We start from the raw sequence: 17270 nt of genomic DNA, 5'->3' as shown, positions 1-17270 counted from the left end.
CATGACGCACGAACTGCGGCGTCTTATGGCGGCAGTTCGTGAGGGATCTCCGCTTCCGATCGACCCGAGCCTTTAGCCAGCGCGGTAACGCAACGGATCACAGATGGGTAGACAATCGATCTCCGGCAAAGAAACCCACGCTGGTTGCTACAGGCCTATAGACCATTTTAGCAAATTGACATTCGCTTTGGGTTGCGGATAGTTGCCGTTGAGTAATGGCTGTCGGGCGCTGGCGAACACTGTTTTTTCTGTTCTGTCGTCGTCTGTTTGCTTTTTTCATGTAGATTTCGCGAATTGGATAACCGCAAACTTAGCAACCGGGGGCGTAGATGCCAAGAATCACTGGACAGAAACGGACATCCAAACTGGTGTCGGGATTACTAGCCGCAGCAGCGACAATCGTATTTGCCGCATCGGCGCACGCGGCTGGCCTCTCCGGCCCTGCGCAAAGCAAGGTCGTCGGGACCGGTTGGGAAAAGGCGTTCGCCGATCAGGGTGCCAGGGTGCCGGTGATCGTCGATTTTAAGATGCCGGCGTTGCCGGACCGGACGACGTTCGCCAATGACGAAGACAGCGATGACGCACACAAAGAAGCAGTGCGTGCGGTCCAAGACGGAATTCTCGCCGGCGTATTGGGCGGCAAAGGCGGCATCGATGCGGCCCAGTCCTCGGGAGAAACCAACCTCAAGCTGATGCCGTTTTCGCCTCAGTTTGCCATCACTGCCACGAAGGCCCAGATTGAGGCTATTGCAGCGGACCCGCGGGTTGAGCGCATCCATCCCGACACATTCGACGCGCCGTTGTTGAACCGTGACATCAACGGTAACGTCGGCAATGGCTCCCTGGCGCGCATCCAAATGCCAAATGCCTATTCGCTGGGTGCGACGGGCAATGGATGGCGGGTTGCGGTTCTGGATACCGGCGGCCGGCGTTCGCACGAGTTTTTGTCAAGCAGCATCACTCACGCTGCCTGCTTCTCGTCGACGACCTCTAATTCGAATGGCACCTCATACAGCCTGTGCCCGGGCGGTGCGTCTTCTTCTACCAACATCGATTCGGCGAACGACTGTGACACGGCGTCAATCTACGGCTGTGGCCATGGAACGCATGTGGCGGGAACAGCGGCCGGATACAACACCGCTCTGAGCAGCGGAGAGCCGGCGCATGGCGTCGCGCGAAACTCCAAAATCTTGTCGATCAACGTCTTTTCCCGGTTTCCGCCCTCGTTCTGCGGCAGCAACGGCTTGTCGAACGGCTGCGCCCTGACGTGGACTTCGGACCAGATCAGTGCGCTCAACTATGTCCGCGATCAGGCATCGAATCTGAAGATCGCTTCGGTCAATATGAGCCTTGGTGGAGGTCGATACGGCACAGCGTGCACCGGTGATCCACGCAGATCGGTCATCCAGCAATTGCGCAACGCCAACGTCGCGACCGTCATTGCCGCTGGCAATGACGCCTACGACTTTGACGTGAGTGCCCCAGGCTGCATTCCTGAGGCAATCACCGTTGCCGCCTCGACCAAGAATGGCGGGCTTCCTGGCTTTACAAATTGGGGCAACTTGGTGGATGTCGTGGCGCCGGGTGTCAACATTTACGCTTCCGTCCCCAGCGGTTCCAGCAACACCACCTATGGCTACAAGAGCGGCACTTCCATGGCCTCGCCTCATGTCGCCGGTGTTTTTGCAGCCATTCGGTCGCGGCTCCCGAACGCGACAGTCACGCAGATCGAGAACGCACTGAAGGCGACCGGTTCCGGGATCAGCTGGGTTGGGATCAGCAAGCCCGATATTCGTGTGGCGTCCGCTCTCAATCAGCTCGGGGTGAACTCCCCGCCGCCTGCAAGCACCTCGATTGTTGCGGCGGTTACACCAGTGGCTCGTCGTGGCGTGGTGAATGCTCCCGTCACCGCATTTGCGACATTGATCAATTCTGGCAGCGCAACCGCGACCAGCTGTTCGATCGCCAAACCGTCTGGTTCACAGCCCTACAATTTCGCCTTCGCCGAGCGCATTATTTCCGGCAATACCATCTCGCTCGGGCCTACAAACAAGGCCGTCAGTATTGGGGCCGGCCAGTCCAAACACTTCCTCATGACCTATGTGCCCACGGCGGCGATGTCGGCCAATCTGCAGATGGTGTTTGATTGCACAAACACCCCTCCGGCTCCCACCTATCTTGGCCTCAACTCGTTCAATCTGGTGGCCACTTCTTCCGCTGGCGCGGACGTGCTCGCTACGGCCGTCACCGACACCAACGACGGCAGACTTCGCATTCCAGCGACCACCAACGGCGGCAACATCGCGGCGATGGCCGCGATGAACATCGGCGCGACGACCACTCTCACTGCCCGGGTATCGTCGATCCCAGTCGGAGGGTCTGGAGCAGAGCTGCCACTTGTGATGGGGCTGTGCCAGACTAACGCGCAGGGCCAGTGTCTGCAGGCACCCACAACTCTGCCGATCTCTTTCACGGCGACCAAGAACCAAGTGGTGACCTTCTCGGCATTCGTTGGCTACAATGGCCAGTCCGTTGCTGACAGCCCTGCAACCAACCGACTCTACATCCACTTCCGCCAAGGCTCGACTTCAGTAGGCTCAGCCGCTGTGGCCGTCTACACCGTGCCGGGATCAGGTGCAGGAACGACAGAGAAGACTGCTGCTCTCACTGAGTGAGCCGGCTCTAAGTCCGCAGAAAGCTGACAGACGGCCCGCCTGACGCGGCGGGCCGTTTGTTTTGTGGAATGGGTCCTGGCGTTCGGCATCGGTGGCTTGTCGCTTGGCTGGGCAGCGCGATATGGATAGAACCCGCCGAGATTTTCCGTCCAAGGAGATATGAATATGGACCGGCGCGAACTTCTACTGTCGATGTTTGACCCCGGCGGGTTTGGACTTGAAGTCGGGCCTGGCTACAATCCGCTCCTGCCCAAGTCGCTCGGCTATCAGGTCGAGACGGTTGACCATGCTGACACGAATACGCTGCGAGAAAAATATAGCAGCTTCGGCGTCGATATCTCCCGTATTGAAGAGGTTGACTATGTATCGGATGGGGGAGCTTGGTCGACCTGATTGGGGAGGCAGGAAAGTACGATTTCATCGTTGCGTCACACGTTATCGAACATGTTACCGACATCATTCGTTTCATGAGAGATTGCGAGGAATTGCTCAAGCCTGAAGGGGTGCTCGTATTGGCAATTCCCGACAAGCGGTTCTGTTTCGACGTTCTTCGTCCGGTTTCCACGGTCGGCCAGGCATTGGACGCGTTTCACGAGAAGCGTAGACGCCATACCCCCGGCACCGTTTTCGACCACATAAGCCTCGTGTGTTCCAAAGCTGGTCAAGAGATCTGGCTCGAGCCGACCTTGGACGACCTGGAGCTTCGAGGGACAGCGGAGGAAGTTCGCACCACCCACGAGGCTGTTCGCGCCTCCAGCGATTACGTCGATGTCCATGGCTGGCAGTTCACGCCGTCGCATTTCCGACACTTCGTCAAGACGCTACGCGATATCGGCTATATTCGTCTTGCGGAGTTCCAATATCGCAGGAATACGCAGCTTGATGGAATTCATCTGCATGAGTTTTACATAGCGCTGTCGAAAACTGCCGAAGGGACGCCCCTCACGGGGGTAGAGCTTCTCAAAGACGGTGAACGGGAACTTAGGGAAATACGATCTCGCGCAATGACATTGACGACAGCGTAACCTCGGTCGCCAAGTTGGAAACAAAAGTGCGGGAGCTTGCGGATGAACTTGTTCGCGCGCGCGCGGACGCCGATGAATTGGCGATTGTACGCGGCGGGCTCGAAGAGGAAATCGCGGCTCGCAGCGAAGAGCTTGCAAGGGCCCGGGCCGATAATCGGGCGTTGCGGAATTCGACAAGTTGGAAACTGACTTCGCCCTTGCGAAAGATGAAGACGCTCTTCGGGACGCGTAGGGGTCAGGCATGAGTGGGGCTAGTTCACTGAAAATGAAAGTAGCGAGGCCCGCCAATCGCGGGCCGACGGTCATGGTCGTCATACCCTATTACAACGGCTCGAAGTTCATTGAGCGGTCGGCGCAAAGTGTGCTCGATCAAACCGTCAAGCCTGACGAATTCATCGTCGTCAATGACGGGTCCAAGCCCGAAGAAGCAGACTTCCTGCACAAGGTAGCAGAACGCTTCGGATTTCGTGTCATCGACAAGCCCAACGGTGGTCAGGGATCTGCGCGCAATGCCGGCGTTGCTGCCGGTCGCTCGGAATATATCTGTCTGCTGGATCAGGACGATTACTTCCTGAATACCCATATCGAAACGCTTCTCGACGCACTTCCCGACAACGATCCTCATTTTGGCTGGGTCTATGGTGACCTTTACGAAGCGGAGGAAAATGGGGACGTCCTTCGCACGTCCATGGTCGCGGCCCACTCCTCTCATCCCAAAAAGGATGCATTCGACCTGTTGCGATATGACATGTTCGTTCTGCCTTCCGCATCGTTGATATCCCGCAAGGCATTTGAGGCGATCGACGGTTTTGACGAACAATTCATGGGCTACGAAGACGACGACCTCTTCCTGCGCCTATTCCGACGCGGCTTCAGCAATTACTTCGTCGACAAACCGGTGACCGTCTGGTGCATGAACACGGCAAGCACCTCCTACAGCATGAGGATGAGCCGTAGCCGTTTCCGCTACTTCAAGAAGCTCGTTGCCAATTATCCGGATGACGCATCGAAGGCGCGCTTTTACCTGCGCGACCTTCTCATTCCCCGGTTCCATCGCTTGTTTATAGCTGACGCTTACAATGCAATCGTGTGCGAAATACCCGAACGCGATGAACGGTTGCGTCCCTTCACTGACGAACTTCTAACCATTCTCGAGGACTACGCTGACATAGTTAGATCCAACAGATGGGTCTCGAGGCGTTTCAAGTGGCGTCTCGACCTACAGCAACGCGTTTTTGCTACCAGGTCACCTGCATTCGTGAGAATGGCCCGCAGATTTGCGCGTTTGATCTGAAGCGGGCCGGCTATGTGCTATGGCGAGAACTGCTCCAGTTCATGACGACTGGAGATGTGTGTGAGACGGTGACGTGATGGTTGAGCCAGGCGGGTTCGTATCCGCAGACAAACAATGAAGCGTCTGGCGCTGCATGTTCACTTACTGAGCTCAGCTAGAGGAGCCCCGAATTGAGAACAATTGCAAACGCGAATTTATTCTCGACCCGTTCCAAGTTGAGCCGGAATCGGTGTGCGATGCTGGTAGCGGTCGCAATCCTGCCTGGGTTGCAGGCTGCATGGCACCACCCCTGAAGAGCGGGAACCAATCATTATTGACATGCCCAGACCTCCGTCCGCGACGCATCGGCTTATCGTTCAATATGGGCAAGGCGATCCGAATGGCCACGAGCGCCGAATTCTCCAATCGCTGCAGGGTTATAATCACAGGGTCATCAACAGCATGCCAGGCGGTCGCACCATCATTCTGGAGACCGATCAGCGAGGACTCGAACGACTTGAAGAGCTCGAGGATGTGACGGTGCATCAAGACAGCGTGAGCGGGCCAACGAATTGACCCCCGGGCGCCATCGCCCAAGTACCGATAACAAGGAGGCTAGGCGGATCGTCGCTATTGTTCTATCCCTGATGGCATTGCTGGTGGTGATTAGTCCCCGACCCGCCATCGCGACGTCCGCGCAGGATCGCGAAAGGGCGGTCCGGACGCGGCTTGCAGATGACTATCAAGCCATTCGCCAACGGCCACTATTTTCTCCCGACCGGAAGCCTCCCGCAGTCATCGAGCCGGTACCCTTCGTTGAAGAAGAAACCGAATACGTGATACCGCCCGAAGCGGCGCCGGCACCCGTAGCTGCGCCTAACTGGGAGCTGGTCGGCCTGGTTCGCTCGGAGCGCCTGAACCGCGCAATATTCAGAAAAGCTGGCAGCCCCATCTTCTTCGATATGCTCAAAGGAGAGACACTCGATGGTTGGACGCTGTCTGACGTCGGCCGCTTTGAGGTATTCGTTGAAAATGGCCAGGACCGCTTACGGATTGGGTTCCCCGATCGATAATCGAGATCAGAAAGCGAGCAAACGGTGTCAACACCAACAGTGATCATCCGATAGAACGAGCCGGTTGGTGCTCCTGTCGTCTCCAACCCTCTTTCCTCGGACTGGATAACGGCGCTACTATCGGAGCCAAGTTCCGTGCAGAAACTATGAAAGAGACTGCCATGAGGCGCCTTCCTCCTTTTATATTATCCGGGGTAATTGCTACTTCGGGTGCCGCAACATCATATGCGGGGTTCACGATCGAAGGGGTCCCCGACGCGTTGGTGGTCGAAGCCCAGGAAGCTTCGCGTAGCGAAATAGTCAACAGCATCGTCGAACGGTTCGGGATCGAACGCACCGGGGAGGAAATCCAAGGTGGGGCGGTTACCGGTAGTTTTACCGGAGACCTGCAGCAGGTTCTTGTGGCGATCGCCCCGAACAACGGATACGCGATCGCCTATTCCGAAGGGCGTCCATCGCGCATCACGTTCACCATCAATCAAGGCGCTTCCTCGTTGCAGGGAACTGCCGGAGGAAGCGTCAATACAGCTCAAAGTGCGACGGGGCCGATCGCCTACACATCCGATACTGCGGAGGCCGGTGGCGAAGATGAAGCTCCGACGATGGAACGGATTATGGAGCGCCAACTGCGAGGCGTCGCGGCAGGACCTCAATCAGAACCAAGCCCGAGGCCAGACTCTTCTGGTGGAAACGCGGCGGAAATGACTTTACGGGCCAAGCAGCAGCTTGAAGCCCTTGTTCGCGCGATCCGACAGACGCAGCCCTAGAAAAGAGGTCTTTTCTAAGAACTGCGAGGCTTGCATCACATAGGTCGGGCTGATAACGACTGCCTGGGCGGCTGGGGTGAAATCTCCAGATATTCTCTGCGATACTTGCGCATGTACATCTGGAGATGGTCTTGAAAGGCATTATCCTTGCCGGCGGCAGCGGCACGCGGCTTTATCCCCTGACGGTCCCTGTGTCCAAACAGCTCCTGCCGGTTTATGACAAGCCGCTGGTCTACTATCCGCTCGGCATGCTGATGATTGCCGGGATTACCGAAATTCTGGTCATCACGACGCCGCGTGACATGCCGGCGTTCAAGCAACTCCTTGGCGACGGCAGCCAGTTCGGAATTTCCCTATCCTATGCGGTACAGCCTAATCCTAACGGGTTGGCCGAGGCATTCATCATCGGACGCGAATTCGTCGGGAACGACTCGGTCGCATTGATCCTTGGCGACAACATCTATTATGGCACCGGCCTTACCCGCCTTTGCCGGGCAGCACGAGAGCGCGAGACCGGCGCTACAGTATTTGCTTATCACGTGGAGGATCCCGCCCGTTACGGGGTCGTGACCTTCGACCACGGTACCGGCATGGTTCAGGACATCGAAGAAAAGCCGGCCCAGCCGAAGTCGAACTGGGCCGTCACAGGCCTCTATTTCTACGACAATGACGTTCTCGACATTGCTGCGAACGTGACGCCGTCCCCCGTGGCGAACTTGAAATCACCGACGTGAACAATGCTTATTTGGCGGCTGGAAAGCTGCACGTGATGAGGCTCGGCCGTGGCTATGCCTGGTTTGACACCGGCACCTACGATAGTCTCCACGAAGCCTCTTCGTTCGTGCGCACTTTGGAGCGCCGCCAAGGTTTCAAGGTTATGTGCCCAGAGGAAATTGCCTTCGAGCTCGGTTATCTCTCCGCCGATCAACTGTTGGCTCACGCAGACCGATTGGGCAGAAACGGTTATTCGGCTTATCTGCGTCGACGGGTAGAGGAAGGTGCAAATGCTTGACGCTCGTCCGCTCGGTCTAGACGGCGTTATGGAGTTCTGCCCGCCAAAATTTGGCGACTCCGCGGGTTCTTCTCGGAGACCTTTAGGCGCGACTGGCTCCACAATGCGGGGCTGGAGCGTGATTTTGTTCAGGATAACCACTCCTTTTCAGCAACGCGGGGCACGCTTCGCGGTCTCCACTATCAGCTTCCGCCCAAAGCTCAAGACAAGCTGGTGCGCGTCGTGCATGGCGCGATATTTGATGTCGCGGTTGATATCCGCCGTGGGTCGGCAACATTCGGCCGTTGGGTCGGGCTGACGGTGTCAGCGCAGAAATGGAACCAAATTCTGGTACCGGCAGGTTATGCCCACGGCTTCGTCACGCTCGAACCCGATACCGAGGTGATCTACAAAGTCACCGAAACGTATTCGTCTGTTCACGACCGCTCGATCCGTTTCGACGATCCGGCGATTGGAATTCTCTGGCCTATCCACACAGTTGAAGTTGTCCTGTCAGAAAAGGACCGCAAAGCTCCATTGCTGAGAGATGCCGAGATTTTCGAGTCTAATTCCTGAGGAAAGCCGATGCGTTTTCTGGTGACCGGCGGGGCCGGGTTTATCGGATCGGCAGTCTGCCGCCAGCTCTTAATGAACGGCGCAGAGCGCGTCGTTGTTGTCGACAACCTCACCTACGCCGGCAATCTTCAATCGTTGGCCACAATCAGCAATGACCCTCGCTTCGTTTTCAGAAAGGTAGATATCTGCGACGGTGGGACTATACGCGAACTGTTGCGTAGCGATCGCATCAACGTGGTCATGCACCTCGCAGCTGAAAGCCATGTCGACCGCTCGATCGACGGGCCTGCGAAATTCATCGAGACCAATGTGGTCGGCACTTTCCATTTGTTGGAGGCGGCGCTCGCACACTGGCGCGAACTTGCTCCCGCGTTGCGGGAAACGTTCCGATTTCATCACGTTTCCACCGACGAGGTGTTCGGGGATCTGGACTTCGACGACAGTCTGTTTACCGAGGAGACGCCCTACGCACCCTCATCGCCGTATTCAGCCTCCAAGGCGGCTTCCGACCATTTCGTACGCGCTTGGCACAAAACCTACGGTCTGCCGATTGTATTGTCGAATTGCTCCAACAACTACGGACCATACCATTTTCCGGAAAAGCTGATCCCGCTTGTGATCCTGAATGCTCTCGGCGAGCGCCCCCTGCCGATCTATGGCGCCGGCCAGAATGTCCGAGACTGGCTCTTTGTTGAAGATCACGCCAGAGCGCTCGAACTGGTGGCCACGAAAGGAACGCCGGGCGAAAGCTACAATATCGGTGGTCGGTCTGAACGCACCAATCTCTCCGTTGTCGAAAGCGTTTGCGACATCCTCGATGCAAGATCCCCTCGTGCGGGCGGTGCAAGTTATCGCGACCTGATCACCTTCGTCACCGACCGGCCAGGACACGACCGACGCTATGCGATCGATGCATCAAAGTTGAACGGGAGCTCGGCTGGGTGCCTCTTGAGAGTTTCGAGACTGGTCTCGCAAAGACCGTTGAATGGTTTCTAGACAATAAGTGGTGGTGGGGACCGATCCGCAAAGAGAAATATGACGGCAATCGTCTGGGAGAAGCAGGAAAGACAGCACGGTGAGGTTGGTTGTGACAGGGCAGGAAGGGCAGGTTGCGAAGTCCCTGGTCGAACGAGCCTCCCACCATCGCGATATCGAGGCGGTCGCAATTGGGCGTCCCGTTCTTGATCTCCAGAAACCGGAGACAGTGCTGCCAGCGCTGGCATCAGCCAAGCCCGATATCGTCATTTCTGCCGCCGCCTACACCGCCGTTGATCGGGCCGAGGCTGAGCCTGGACTTGCGTACGCGATCAATGAGGCTGGCGCCGGCCAGGTCGCAGCAGCTGCGGCTGAACTTGGCGTTCCGATTGTCCATCTTTCCACCGACTACGTTTTCGACGGCCAGTGCGATCATCCTTACCTGGAGACCCACCTCCCCGACCCCACGGGCGCCTACGGCGCGTCCAAGCTGGCAGGTGAAATGGCCGTCGCGCAGGCCAACCCGTGCCATTTCATTATACGCACTGCCTGGGTCTACAGCCCGTTCGGCAACAACTTTCTCAAAACCATGCTTCGCCTTGCCAGTGATCGATCAGAGATCGCAGTTGTGAGCGACCAATGGGGCAATCCAACCTCTGCGCTCGACATAGCTGATGCGCTGCTCAATGCTGCTCCGCAAATGAAGAACGGCAGCAGCGAGGCCTGCGGCATCTACCATTTGGCGGGGCGAGGAGATACAAGCTGGAGTGGCTTCGCGCGACACATATTCTCCGCCAGCAGCGCGCTTGGGGGCCATCGGCACACGTCAGAGACATCGCCAGTGCTGACTACCCAACAGCCGCGACTCGACCGCTCAATTCGCGCCTTTCGTCCGCGAAATTCGCGCAGACGTTCGGCTGGACCGCGCCAGATTGGCGCCATTCGACGGACTTGGTTGTCAGGCGACTACTGAAAGACAGTAACCAATGTTGATAACGCTCCACGCAACCATGCCATCCGCTCAGACTTATTGCAGCCCATTGGTTGCGCAGATCGTGGTCTAGCCCATCGACAAAGCCGCTTTGTCATGCCTTACCCGCCGTTAGAGACGTCGACAGACAACTCGGGTTCGTCGCACCCGACCAGCACCACGCGTCAACGGGTGGCCGTGCTGATGGCCGTTTACAATGGTGCGCTATATCTGGCAGAGCAAATCGAAACACTCGCGCGGCAGGATGTCGAGCATATCGATTTGTGGTTTGCCGACGATGGCTCTACTGACGAGACTGGCGCTATCGTCGAACGAACGAGAGCCACATGGAAAAAGGGCGAAGTGCACATCCTGCCTGGTCCGCAGAAAGGATTTGCCGAAAACTTCCGCCACCTTCTCGTTCATCCTGCAATCAGCGCCGATTATGTTGCACTTTGCGACCAAGATGATCTGTGGGACGAGGATAAGCTGTCTACGGCGATCGCGCGGCTCGACGTAGAGGCGAGCGCCACACCCGCACTGCACTGTTCGCGTACGCGGATAGTCGCTGCCGATGGGACGCCAATTGGTTACTCGCAACGCTTCGACCGCCCACCGAGCTTTCAAAACGCTATTGCGCAGAATATTGCGGGCGGAAACACGATGGTGATGAACCGGGCAGCGCACGATTTGATCCGACGCTTGTCGCAGGCTGTGGCCCTCGTCAGTCACGATTGGTGGTGCTATCTGCTTGTTGCAGGTTCGGGAGGCAAGGTGTTCTACTCACCCGATCCGAAGACATCCTATCGGCAGCACGCCCAAAACTTGGTTGGGGAGAATGTCTCCCTTCGTGCACGGTTTTCGAGATTGTATCACGCCGGCAAAGGGCGCTACAGAGCGTGGAACGCGACCAATTTGTCAGCACTCGAGACGTGCCGCGAGCATCTGACAGAGGGTCGAGGCGAACCCTCGATCTATATGCTCAAGCAAGGGACCGAGGCGTTTTCGGTCGTTTTATCGCCCTCAGAGAATCGGGCGTATATCGCCAGACGTTGTCGGGCCAGATCGCCTTGTATGTCGCCTGCTTGCTTAAACGAATGTGAGCGGCAAATATTGTTCCCGAAGGGCCTAGCGCTCGCCCGCCCGACTATTCGGCCATCACTGAACGAGACACTAAGTTCCGCTCGACTGCAGTCCTCAGCCCTTAGTCACTTAGTTTCAGGGCCGCAGCTTTCTGAAACCGAGCCTCTTATGCCCCAGCCTCCTCGATCGTGAAAATTCGGACCGCTCGGCAGCGTAGTTAGGCGATATCATCGGGTAATCGAACGGCAGATCCCACTTCCGCCGATACTCTTCGGGCGTGAGTCCGTGGATTTCGTTCAAATGCCGTTTGAGGGTCTTGAATTTTTGCCGTCTTCCAAGCAAACAAGATGGTCATCGTGGACTGAATTCCTTATCGGCACCGCTGGCTTCCGGAGAGTCTAGTTCCTGCTTCCGGCGCGGGCGCGCAGCCTGGAGAGTGACGCGTGGACTGCCAGAATAAGCGCAGCGAGCTCGTTCGCTGGCACTGGGCTGCTGGAGACGTAGGCTGATACGATTCGGGCAGTCAGGGATGTTAGTTGCTCACGGCCATTCTGCTCGTTCATAGGCATCTTCTTTTCCATTGGCTTTGAGCTGTCCGGCACGCGGGAGCAAGTATCTTTGCGGCACCGTCGTCATGCTGGCATGAAACAGAAGATGTGCTGACCAGATTGCCGCGGCTGGCACAGAGCAGGTCTGCACGACGCAGCTGCCAGCTGCGCCTAGGCAGCAGCTATGCGCGCCGGGCAGGCTGCGACCGATCATGAATTCAACGATTCTTACAGCGTTCCAGCAACAAAAAACCCGGCAGTTGCCTGCCGGGTCTTTCTCAAATCAACTCGTAAGCTGATTAGAAGGTGCGGTCGAAGCGGATAGCGGTGCGCCAGCTGTCGACGTCGCCACCAATGGTGTCGGTCGTGGTGTACTGGACTTCCGGACGGATGCGGAGACCCGAAATCGGACGCCAGTCGAGACCACCGGTGATCTGCCAGGTGTCGTTGGCAGCGTTGTACTCGTCGTCGAAGTACTGGACAGCAGCAGCGATCGCCAGGGTCTGGCTCACGTTGGCCTTGGCGTATGCCAGGACCGAGAACTCAGAGCCGTTAGTGGACGAACGACCGATGGTGTAGATCGACGGGCCGCTTGCGTAGAAGAGGTGCGCACCGACGTCGAACATGCCGAACTTGGCATTGCCGACGAGCTTCGCGCCCCACTCTTCAGTGACCGTGTCGTAGCCGACCATGGCGCCGATGTCGCCCCAGCCCTGCGTCAGCTTCACGCCGCCTTCGACAGCCGGCTCGAACAGACCGGTTTCGCGCTCAACCACGGCAACGATGGCCGAGAAGCCATTGGCGCCGTTGTACTGGTAGGAGAGCTCACCGCCGTTGTTGAAGCCGTAGGAGCCATCGTAGGGACCGAAGGGCGAACCGTAGCCGAGGAAGCGAGCGTACGGGGTGTCGCTCTTACCAAGGCGGATGGTGCCGTTGGCCTGCTGCAGCTCGATGAAGCCCTGGTTCAGGTAGACGTCGTCATAAGCGCCAGTGCCAACGCCAGCTGCGGTCCAGCCGTAGGAACCCCAGTTGAAGCGGGCTTCAGCGTACGAACGCAGCGTGCCCCACTCGGTCTCGTTGCGCGCATCAACGTTGAGCTGGAAACGAGCATACTTCCAGAAGCGATAGTCCTCAACCAGACCCGTATCCGGGTCAAGCCAGTCGGCATCGCTGTAGTGCATCTCGTAGCGCATGTAGCCACCGATGCGCAGGCAGGTCTCGGTGCCCGGGATGTAGAAGAAACCAGCGCCGTACACGTCGCAGATGCGAACGTATTCCATCGGCTCCGGCTCGGCGATGACGATCGCATCAGCTGCGCGAGCGCCGGTTGCAGCGACAGCAGCCACTGCGGAGCCGAGAAGAAGGCTCTTGATGTTCATTTTCTGACCTCCAGTCAAAAGTTAAAAAGCGGGTCTGGGTATTTTTGCTGAAGGACAGCGTTCCTGCCCCATCCCCAATTCTCGAAAAAGACGCGACTTCACGCCCCTTCTTCGATCGTCACCATACGCATCAGATCGAGTCGTTCAATCGCGCAATGTCCTATTGCCACCGTTGACCTGCTCGGATTGTGGCGAGTGTGGCCAAAACGCCACAAGTATGGTTAGGCTGGTAATCCTTTGGTAAGGAATTCAGCAGGTTTGGACCGATTGGAGGCTCATTGCAGAATGGCAGACGCACGGAAATTCTCGCGGGCACGGCACGAGATAAAATTGAATCGCCGCGAAGCGGTGGAGCGGTCGCTGCAGCAGACCATCTACACGCAGCTTCGAGAAGAGGACCCCACCGCCCTCCCCGGCGCCGTCGAAATGATCTCGGAGCTCGCGGCGGTCGTCGCATCCCAATTGATGGCACAGACCCAGGCGACGCAGCGCGCGTTGAGGAGCCTTAAGGATGAAGTGAGTGAGTATGGTGCAGAAATTGTGGTGCAGGTGGTTAAAGAAGCTCACAAGGACGTGCGCGATCGTATTCGGGCCACGAAAGCGGCATCACCGGCTGTTGTTGACGAGATGGTCCTCGCCGACGACTGGGCCGGTCCAGTAGCCGGGCCAACGCTACTCGAGAGACATTTCGGGATTCCTCGTTCAACCCTCTATCGATGGCAGAAGCGTAATGAGGTCGTGTGGCTCAATACGAGGAGTAGCAAGAAGCCGGTGTTTCCGCTTAAGCAGTTCGTCGATGGGCGTCCGGCAATCGGGATCGCAGAGATTGTGCAAGCCTTCGACGATCCCCGCGCAGCTTGGAAATGGCTCACGTCAGGAAGTCTAGCTAATAAGGACGGTGCGCCGTTGGAGGAACTGTTGAATGGTGATGCGGCCTCTGTGATCGCTGTGGCGCAACAGCAGGCCCCTTAGAAATTCCTTCGCCGCATGGTTCCCTCCGGCAACAAGATGCGATCCGCAGGTAATGCAATACGCAGGTTGATGTCGCCGGATCCGGAAAACCACCTGGGGAGGTGCACTCGGGTACGAGTGACGTTCGGGATCTGAGATGCGCGCATAAATTCGTTGCCGGTGGCAAGAAAGCTGCGCCTGCAAGTCGGATGCATCGCTGCATCGATTGGCAGATACCAAGCGCTCTCATAGACCCGGCACTACTCGACGGCACGCCTATCAGAGAGCGAAGACTAGGATAGACGTGCCGTCGACAGTGATGCCGTACTCAATACATGCGCGGCAGAATCAGAATGCCGGATGATTGTTAACGGAATATTGCCGGATTAAACGGGATTACTTCTGCCGGCTCGCGCCGGTATTCCTCAAGCGCGACCACTTCAATGAGCAGATCGATTGCAATACGCGCTTCCTTTTGCTTGTCTCATCAAGCCCGCAGAGATGATCAAGCGCGCGTTCAAGATGCGCACGGGCGGCTGAAAAATTGCTCGGTTTCATAGTCCCTCGCTGTATCGCCCAAGCTGGAGTGTTACGGCAGCGATTAAACCGAAGGCAAATATCCCCAACCCAATTTTAACAAAATGCCATAGACCACAATGCCCAGCGCAATCGTTACGACACGCCTAAGTGCCTGCTTCCGGCGGGTTCGTTCACCGGTTTCAGTCGTAAAGGGACTCGTGGCTCATTCTGGTGGTTCAGGAGTGTCCCCGGCCTTCGTCGTTTCGGCGGCCAGATACATCGTTGCAATAGCCACCTGTTGACGATCCCAACCGCGGCAACCGCAAGTTCGATCATCTTCGCAAAGAGGGCCTAATTGCACCTCGACATTCCGCCGCATAGTCGGCGTCAGTCGAAGGTGCCTTCGTTGGCCCAATGATGCGCACGCGCTTTGCCATTCATCCTCCGAAGAACGGCATGGGGGCGTAGAATGATGGCTTGTGCACCTAACCAGGTCAACCCTGCCGGGACTGGCGCCACCTATTCCACCAAGGCGGCGGTGCGCATATTGTCTATAGGACGATGGCGGCTCGATTTCCATCCAGATGCGATAGCGTCTCGCGGTGGTTATGGTAGCGCTCTTGCGACGCCCCCCGCGTAATCTCCGTCCATCCATGCGCTGGACGCATGATGTCATCTCAATCGCCATTTTCCCGAATACCCAACGGCCGGTAGTCTCATCACCAAGGACATATGACGAGCCACGTAGTCGACGATGACCTCGTAAGGCTTGCTGGGGATTTGGAGTTATTTTCTTATGTTTGCACGAGAAATATCGTTACCTGCGTCGACCACCATCATGGCCAGGCGTCGCGAACATTCTCTCCGGCTACCCCGCCATTCGCGGCACGACGATGCGCGAAAAAGGCAGACTATTACATTCGAAACATGTCCTGGCTGCATGAATCGATGCTGCATGAACCGCGCGGCCATCGCAACATGCTGGGCGCCGTGCTCACCGATCCCGTCAGCGACGATGCCGCCTACGGCGTTATCTTCCTGCATCCGTCGGGCATGTTTGACGGGTGCGGCGACAGCACGTTCGCCACCGCCGCAGCCTTGATCGAACTGGGCATGGTTCCCGCAACCGAGCGGCAACACGGTTTTTCGCTCGATACGGTCCTGGGGCCGCTCGAGATCGAAACCGACGTCAAGGACGGCATTGTTCGCGAAGGTTCGTTTCCGCAACGTGCCATCCTACCATGTCGGCGACTTCGAGGTCGCGCTGCCCTCGACGGCCGCACCATCGGCATCGAGACGGCATTCGCGGCTGTTCTATTTAAGTTTTCATCGACGCCCATCGGCCGGCACGAGCTTTCCAGAAGGCCGAGCGGGAGATCGTCGCGCACCGCGCAGGGCGCGTGGGAAGCTGATCGGCGAAACCACCGCTCCAGACCCCGCCACCGCGCCGGTGCCTGTGGACCTGTTCACTGTGCAGCGCAGGAGGCCGGACTGGCAGTAACTATCTGGCCGCAAACGTCTATCGGCCTGGCCGGATGGGCCGCACGCCGTCCGGCACTGGCAGCAGCGCCCATCTGGCGCTCCGCGTCGCCAAGGCGTGATCACGATCTGACGAGCCTCAGCACAAATCGCGTTGGGCACACACTTCACCGGCAATGGCCAAGCCATCGCCTGAAGCTGCCAAAACGGTCATGCCTGGTACCGTCCCCGGAGCATCGGCACCAACTTCATGATGCGAAGAAACCAGCTCTGTAGATCGATCCGGCGGACCCCTCGGTCGCCCACGGTTTTATCGTCGGTCCTGACGCCGACGCCAGGCCGGCGACACATGCCCAATCCGATGAAGGTTTGTCCACGACGTAAGCTTGACTTCTCAATATCTACACCAGCAGGTCGTGCGAGGTGCTCCGTCGGCCCTGGCAACACTTTGCTTTACACGTTTGCTGTATCAGTCGGCGCCTGCTCGTCGGCTTGTTGGTGGTATCTGGCAGGCTGTCGCCGTTGACGATCGTGCGTGGCCAACGCAGCTTGTGGTCGAAATCTTCTCGCACGCCGCTGGCAAGTTCTCGTCATCCTCAAGAGTGTGGTCTCCTGACGATGCTCTGCCCCGCCTTTGCTGGCGTCCAGATATCGGCGTCACTGTGGCCTGCTCGCACTCTCCTCCCTTTATGGCGGCCTTTCACATGGCAGACATCCGCGCCGTAATATTCCTGATCGACGATCGGCCGGCGCCAGCCGCCAGGCGCGGCATGGCGCGGCGACGCCATGCGTCGGATCATCTTGCCCCAGCCCCTGCGCCGCATGGTGCCGCCCCTTGATGAACCCAGTCCATCCTGCACCGAAGAACACATCGCTGGTTGCTGGCGCTGCCCGGACGCTGGATCCACTAGGCGCTGTAACGCATGAGGACCATCGCCGCTGGAAGTCTACACCACGCAGGCGGTCGTCTATTTCGCGATCCTTTC

General features: G+C 57.7%; 11 protein-coding genes and 5 pseudogenes. 14 read left to right on the top strand and 2 right to left on the bottom strand.

Annotation, left to right across the window (positions count from 1 at the left end):
* The first annotated feature begins 329 nt into the window (after positions 1 to 329).
* The 12 genes and pseudogenes from HK436_RS22765 (at position 330) to HK436_RS22715 (ending at position 11600) form a co-directional block, all read left to right on the top strand.
* Positions 330 to 2675: a S8 family peptidase gene (locus HK436_RS22765; protein ID WP_173193795.1), complete on the top strand. Its 2346-nt coding sequence runs from the start codon at positions 330 to 332 to the stop codon at positions 2673 to 2675.
* 165 nt (positions 2676 to 2840) lie between these two features.
* On the top strand, positions 2841 to 3068 hold the full coding sequence (locus HK436_RS22760; RefSeq protein ID WP_173193793.1) for a hypothetical protein: 228 nt from the start codon (positions 2841 to 2843) through the stop codon (positions 3066 to 3068).
* Entirely contained in the window at positions 3056 to 3700 is a 645-nt protein-coding gene (locus HK436_RS22755) for a class I SAM-dependent methyltransferase (protein ID WP_173193790.1), read from the top strand. The genes HK436_RS22760 and HK436_RS22755 overlap by 13 nt, the downstream gene beginning before the upstream one ends.
* A 304-nt stretch (positions 3701 to 4004) precedes the next feature.
* Positions 4005 to 4994 carry a glycosyltransferase family 2 protein gene (locus tag HK436_RS22750; RefSeq protein ID WP_244649347.1) on the top strand — a complete coding sequence of 330 codons (990 nt, stop codon included), beginning with the start codon at positions 4005 to 4007 and terminating at the stop codon, positions 4992 to 4994.
* Between the two features lie 626 nt (positions 4995 to 5620).
* The gene (locus HK436_RS22745; RefSeq protein ID WP_173193788.1) at positions 5621 to 6046 is read left to right on the top strand and encodes a hypothetical protein; all 426 of its coding nucleotides are present in this window, start codon (positions 5621 to 5623) and stop codon (positions 6044 to 6046) included.
* Between the two features lie 146 nt (positions 6047 to 6192).
* Positions 6193 to 6813, top strand: coding sequence for a hypothetical protein (locus HK436_RS22740; protein WP_206680564.1), 621 nt, complete (start codon positions 6193 to 6195; stop codon positions 6811 to 6813).
* Between the two features lie 131 nt (positions 6814 to 6944).
* Positions 6945 to 7825: pseudogene (rfbA, locus tag HK436_RS22735) on the top strand (glucose-1-phosphate thymidylyltransferase RfbA).
* Positions 7818 to 8380: pseudogene (gene rfbC, locus HK436_RS22730) on the top strand (dTDP-4-dehydrorhamnose 3,5-epimerase). The pseudogenes rfbA and rfbC overlap by 8 nt, the downstream one beginning before the upstream one ends.
* 9 nt (positions 8381 to 8389) lie before the next feature.
* Positions 8390 to 9459 (top strand): annotated as a pseudogene (gene rfbB, locus HK436_RS22725) (dTDP-glucose 4,6-dehydratase).
* Positions 9456 to 10229: pseudogene (rfbD, locus tag HK436_RS22720) on the top strand (dTDP-4-dehydrorhamnose reductase); the annotation flags it as partial. The pseudogenes rfbB and rfbD, both read left to right, overlap by 4 nt.
* Positions 10118 to 10348 carry a sugar nucleotide-binding protein gene (locus HK436_RS31670; protein WP_244649407.1) on the top strand — a complete coding sequence of 77 codons (231 nt, stop codon included), beginning with the start codon at positions 10118 to 10120 and terminating at the stop codon, positions 10346 to 10348. The pseudogene rfbD and the gene HK436_RS31670, both read left to right, overlap by 112 nt.
* 181 nt (positions 10349 to 10529) lie before the next feature.
* Positions 10530 to 11600, top strand: a complete 1071-nt coding sequence (locus HK436_RS22715) for a glycosyltransferase family 2 protein (RefSeq protein ID WP_173193784.1) — start codon at positions 10530 to 10532, stop codon at positions 11598 to 11600.
* Here the strand turns inward: HK436_RS22715 and HK436_RS22710 are convergent.
* Positions 11544 to 11971 (bottom strand): annotated as a pseudogene (locus HK436_RS22710) (Ros/MucR family transcriptional regulator). The gene HK436_RS22715 and the pseudogene HK436_RS22710 sit on opposite strands and share 57 nt — an antisense overlap.
* A gap of 284 nt (positions 11972 to 12255) precedes the next feature.
* Entirely contained in the window at positions 12256 to 13335 is a 1080-nt protein-coding gene (locus HK436_RS22705) for a porin (protein WP_173193782.1), read from the bottom strand.
* 285 nt (positions 13336 to 13620) lie between these two features.
* Between HK436_RS22705 and HK436_RS22700 the strand changes: the two genes are divergently transcribed.
* Both HK436_RS22700 and HK436_RS33710 read left to right on the top strand, forming a co-directional pair.
* The gene (locus tag HK436_RS22700) at positions 13621 to 14307 is read left to right on the top strand and encodes an antitoxin Xre/MbcA/ParS-like domain-containing protein (RefSeq protein WP_173193780.1); all 687 of its coding nucleotides are present in this window, start codon (positions 13621 to 13623) and stop codon (positions 14305 to 14307) included.
* 1230 nt (positions 14308 to 15537) lie between these two features.
* A complete protein-coding gene (locus tag HK436_RS33710) occupies positions 15538 to 16560 on the top strand; it encodes a proline racemase family protein (RefSeq protein WP_206680563.1) in 1023 nt (340 codons plus the stop codon).
* Positions 16561 to 17270: the final 710 nt, after the last annotated feature.

It is taken from the genome of Neoaquamicrobium sediminum, assembly GCF_013240295.1.
Classification (GTDB): Bacteria; Pseudomonadota; Alphaproteobacteria; order Rhizobiales; family Rhizobiaceae; genus Aerobium; species Aerobium sediminum.
Note: the sequence above shows the minus strand (reverse complement) of the source record. Positions and strands in the feature narration are given on the sequence as shown.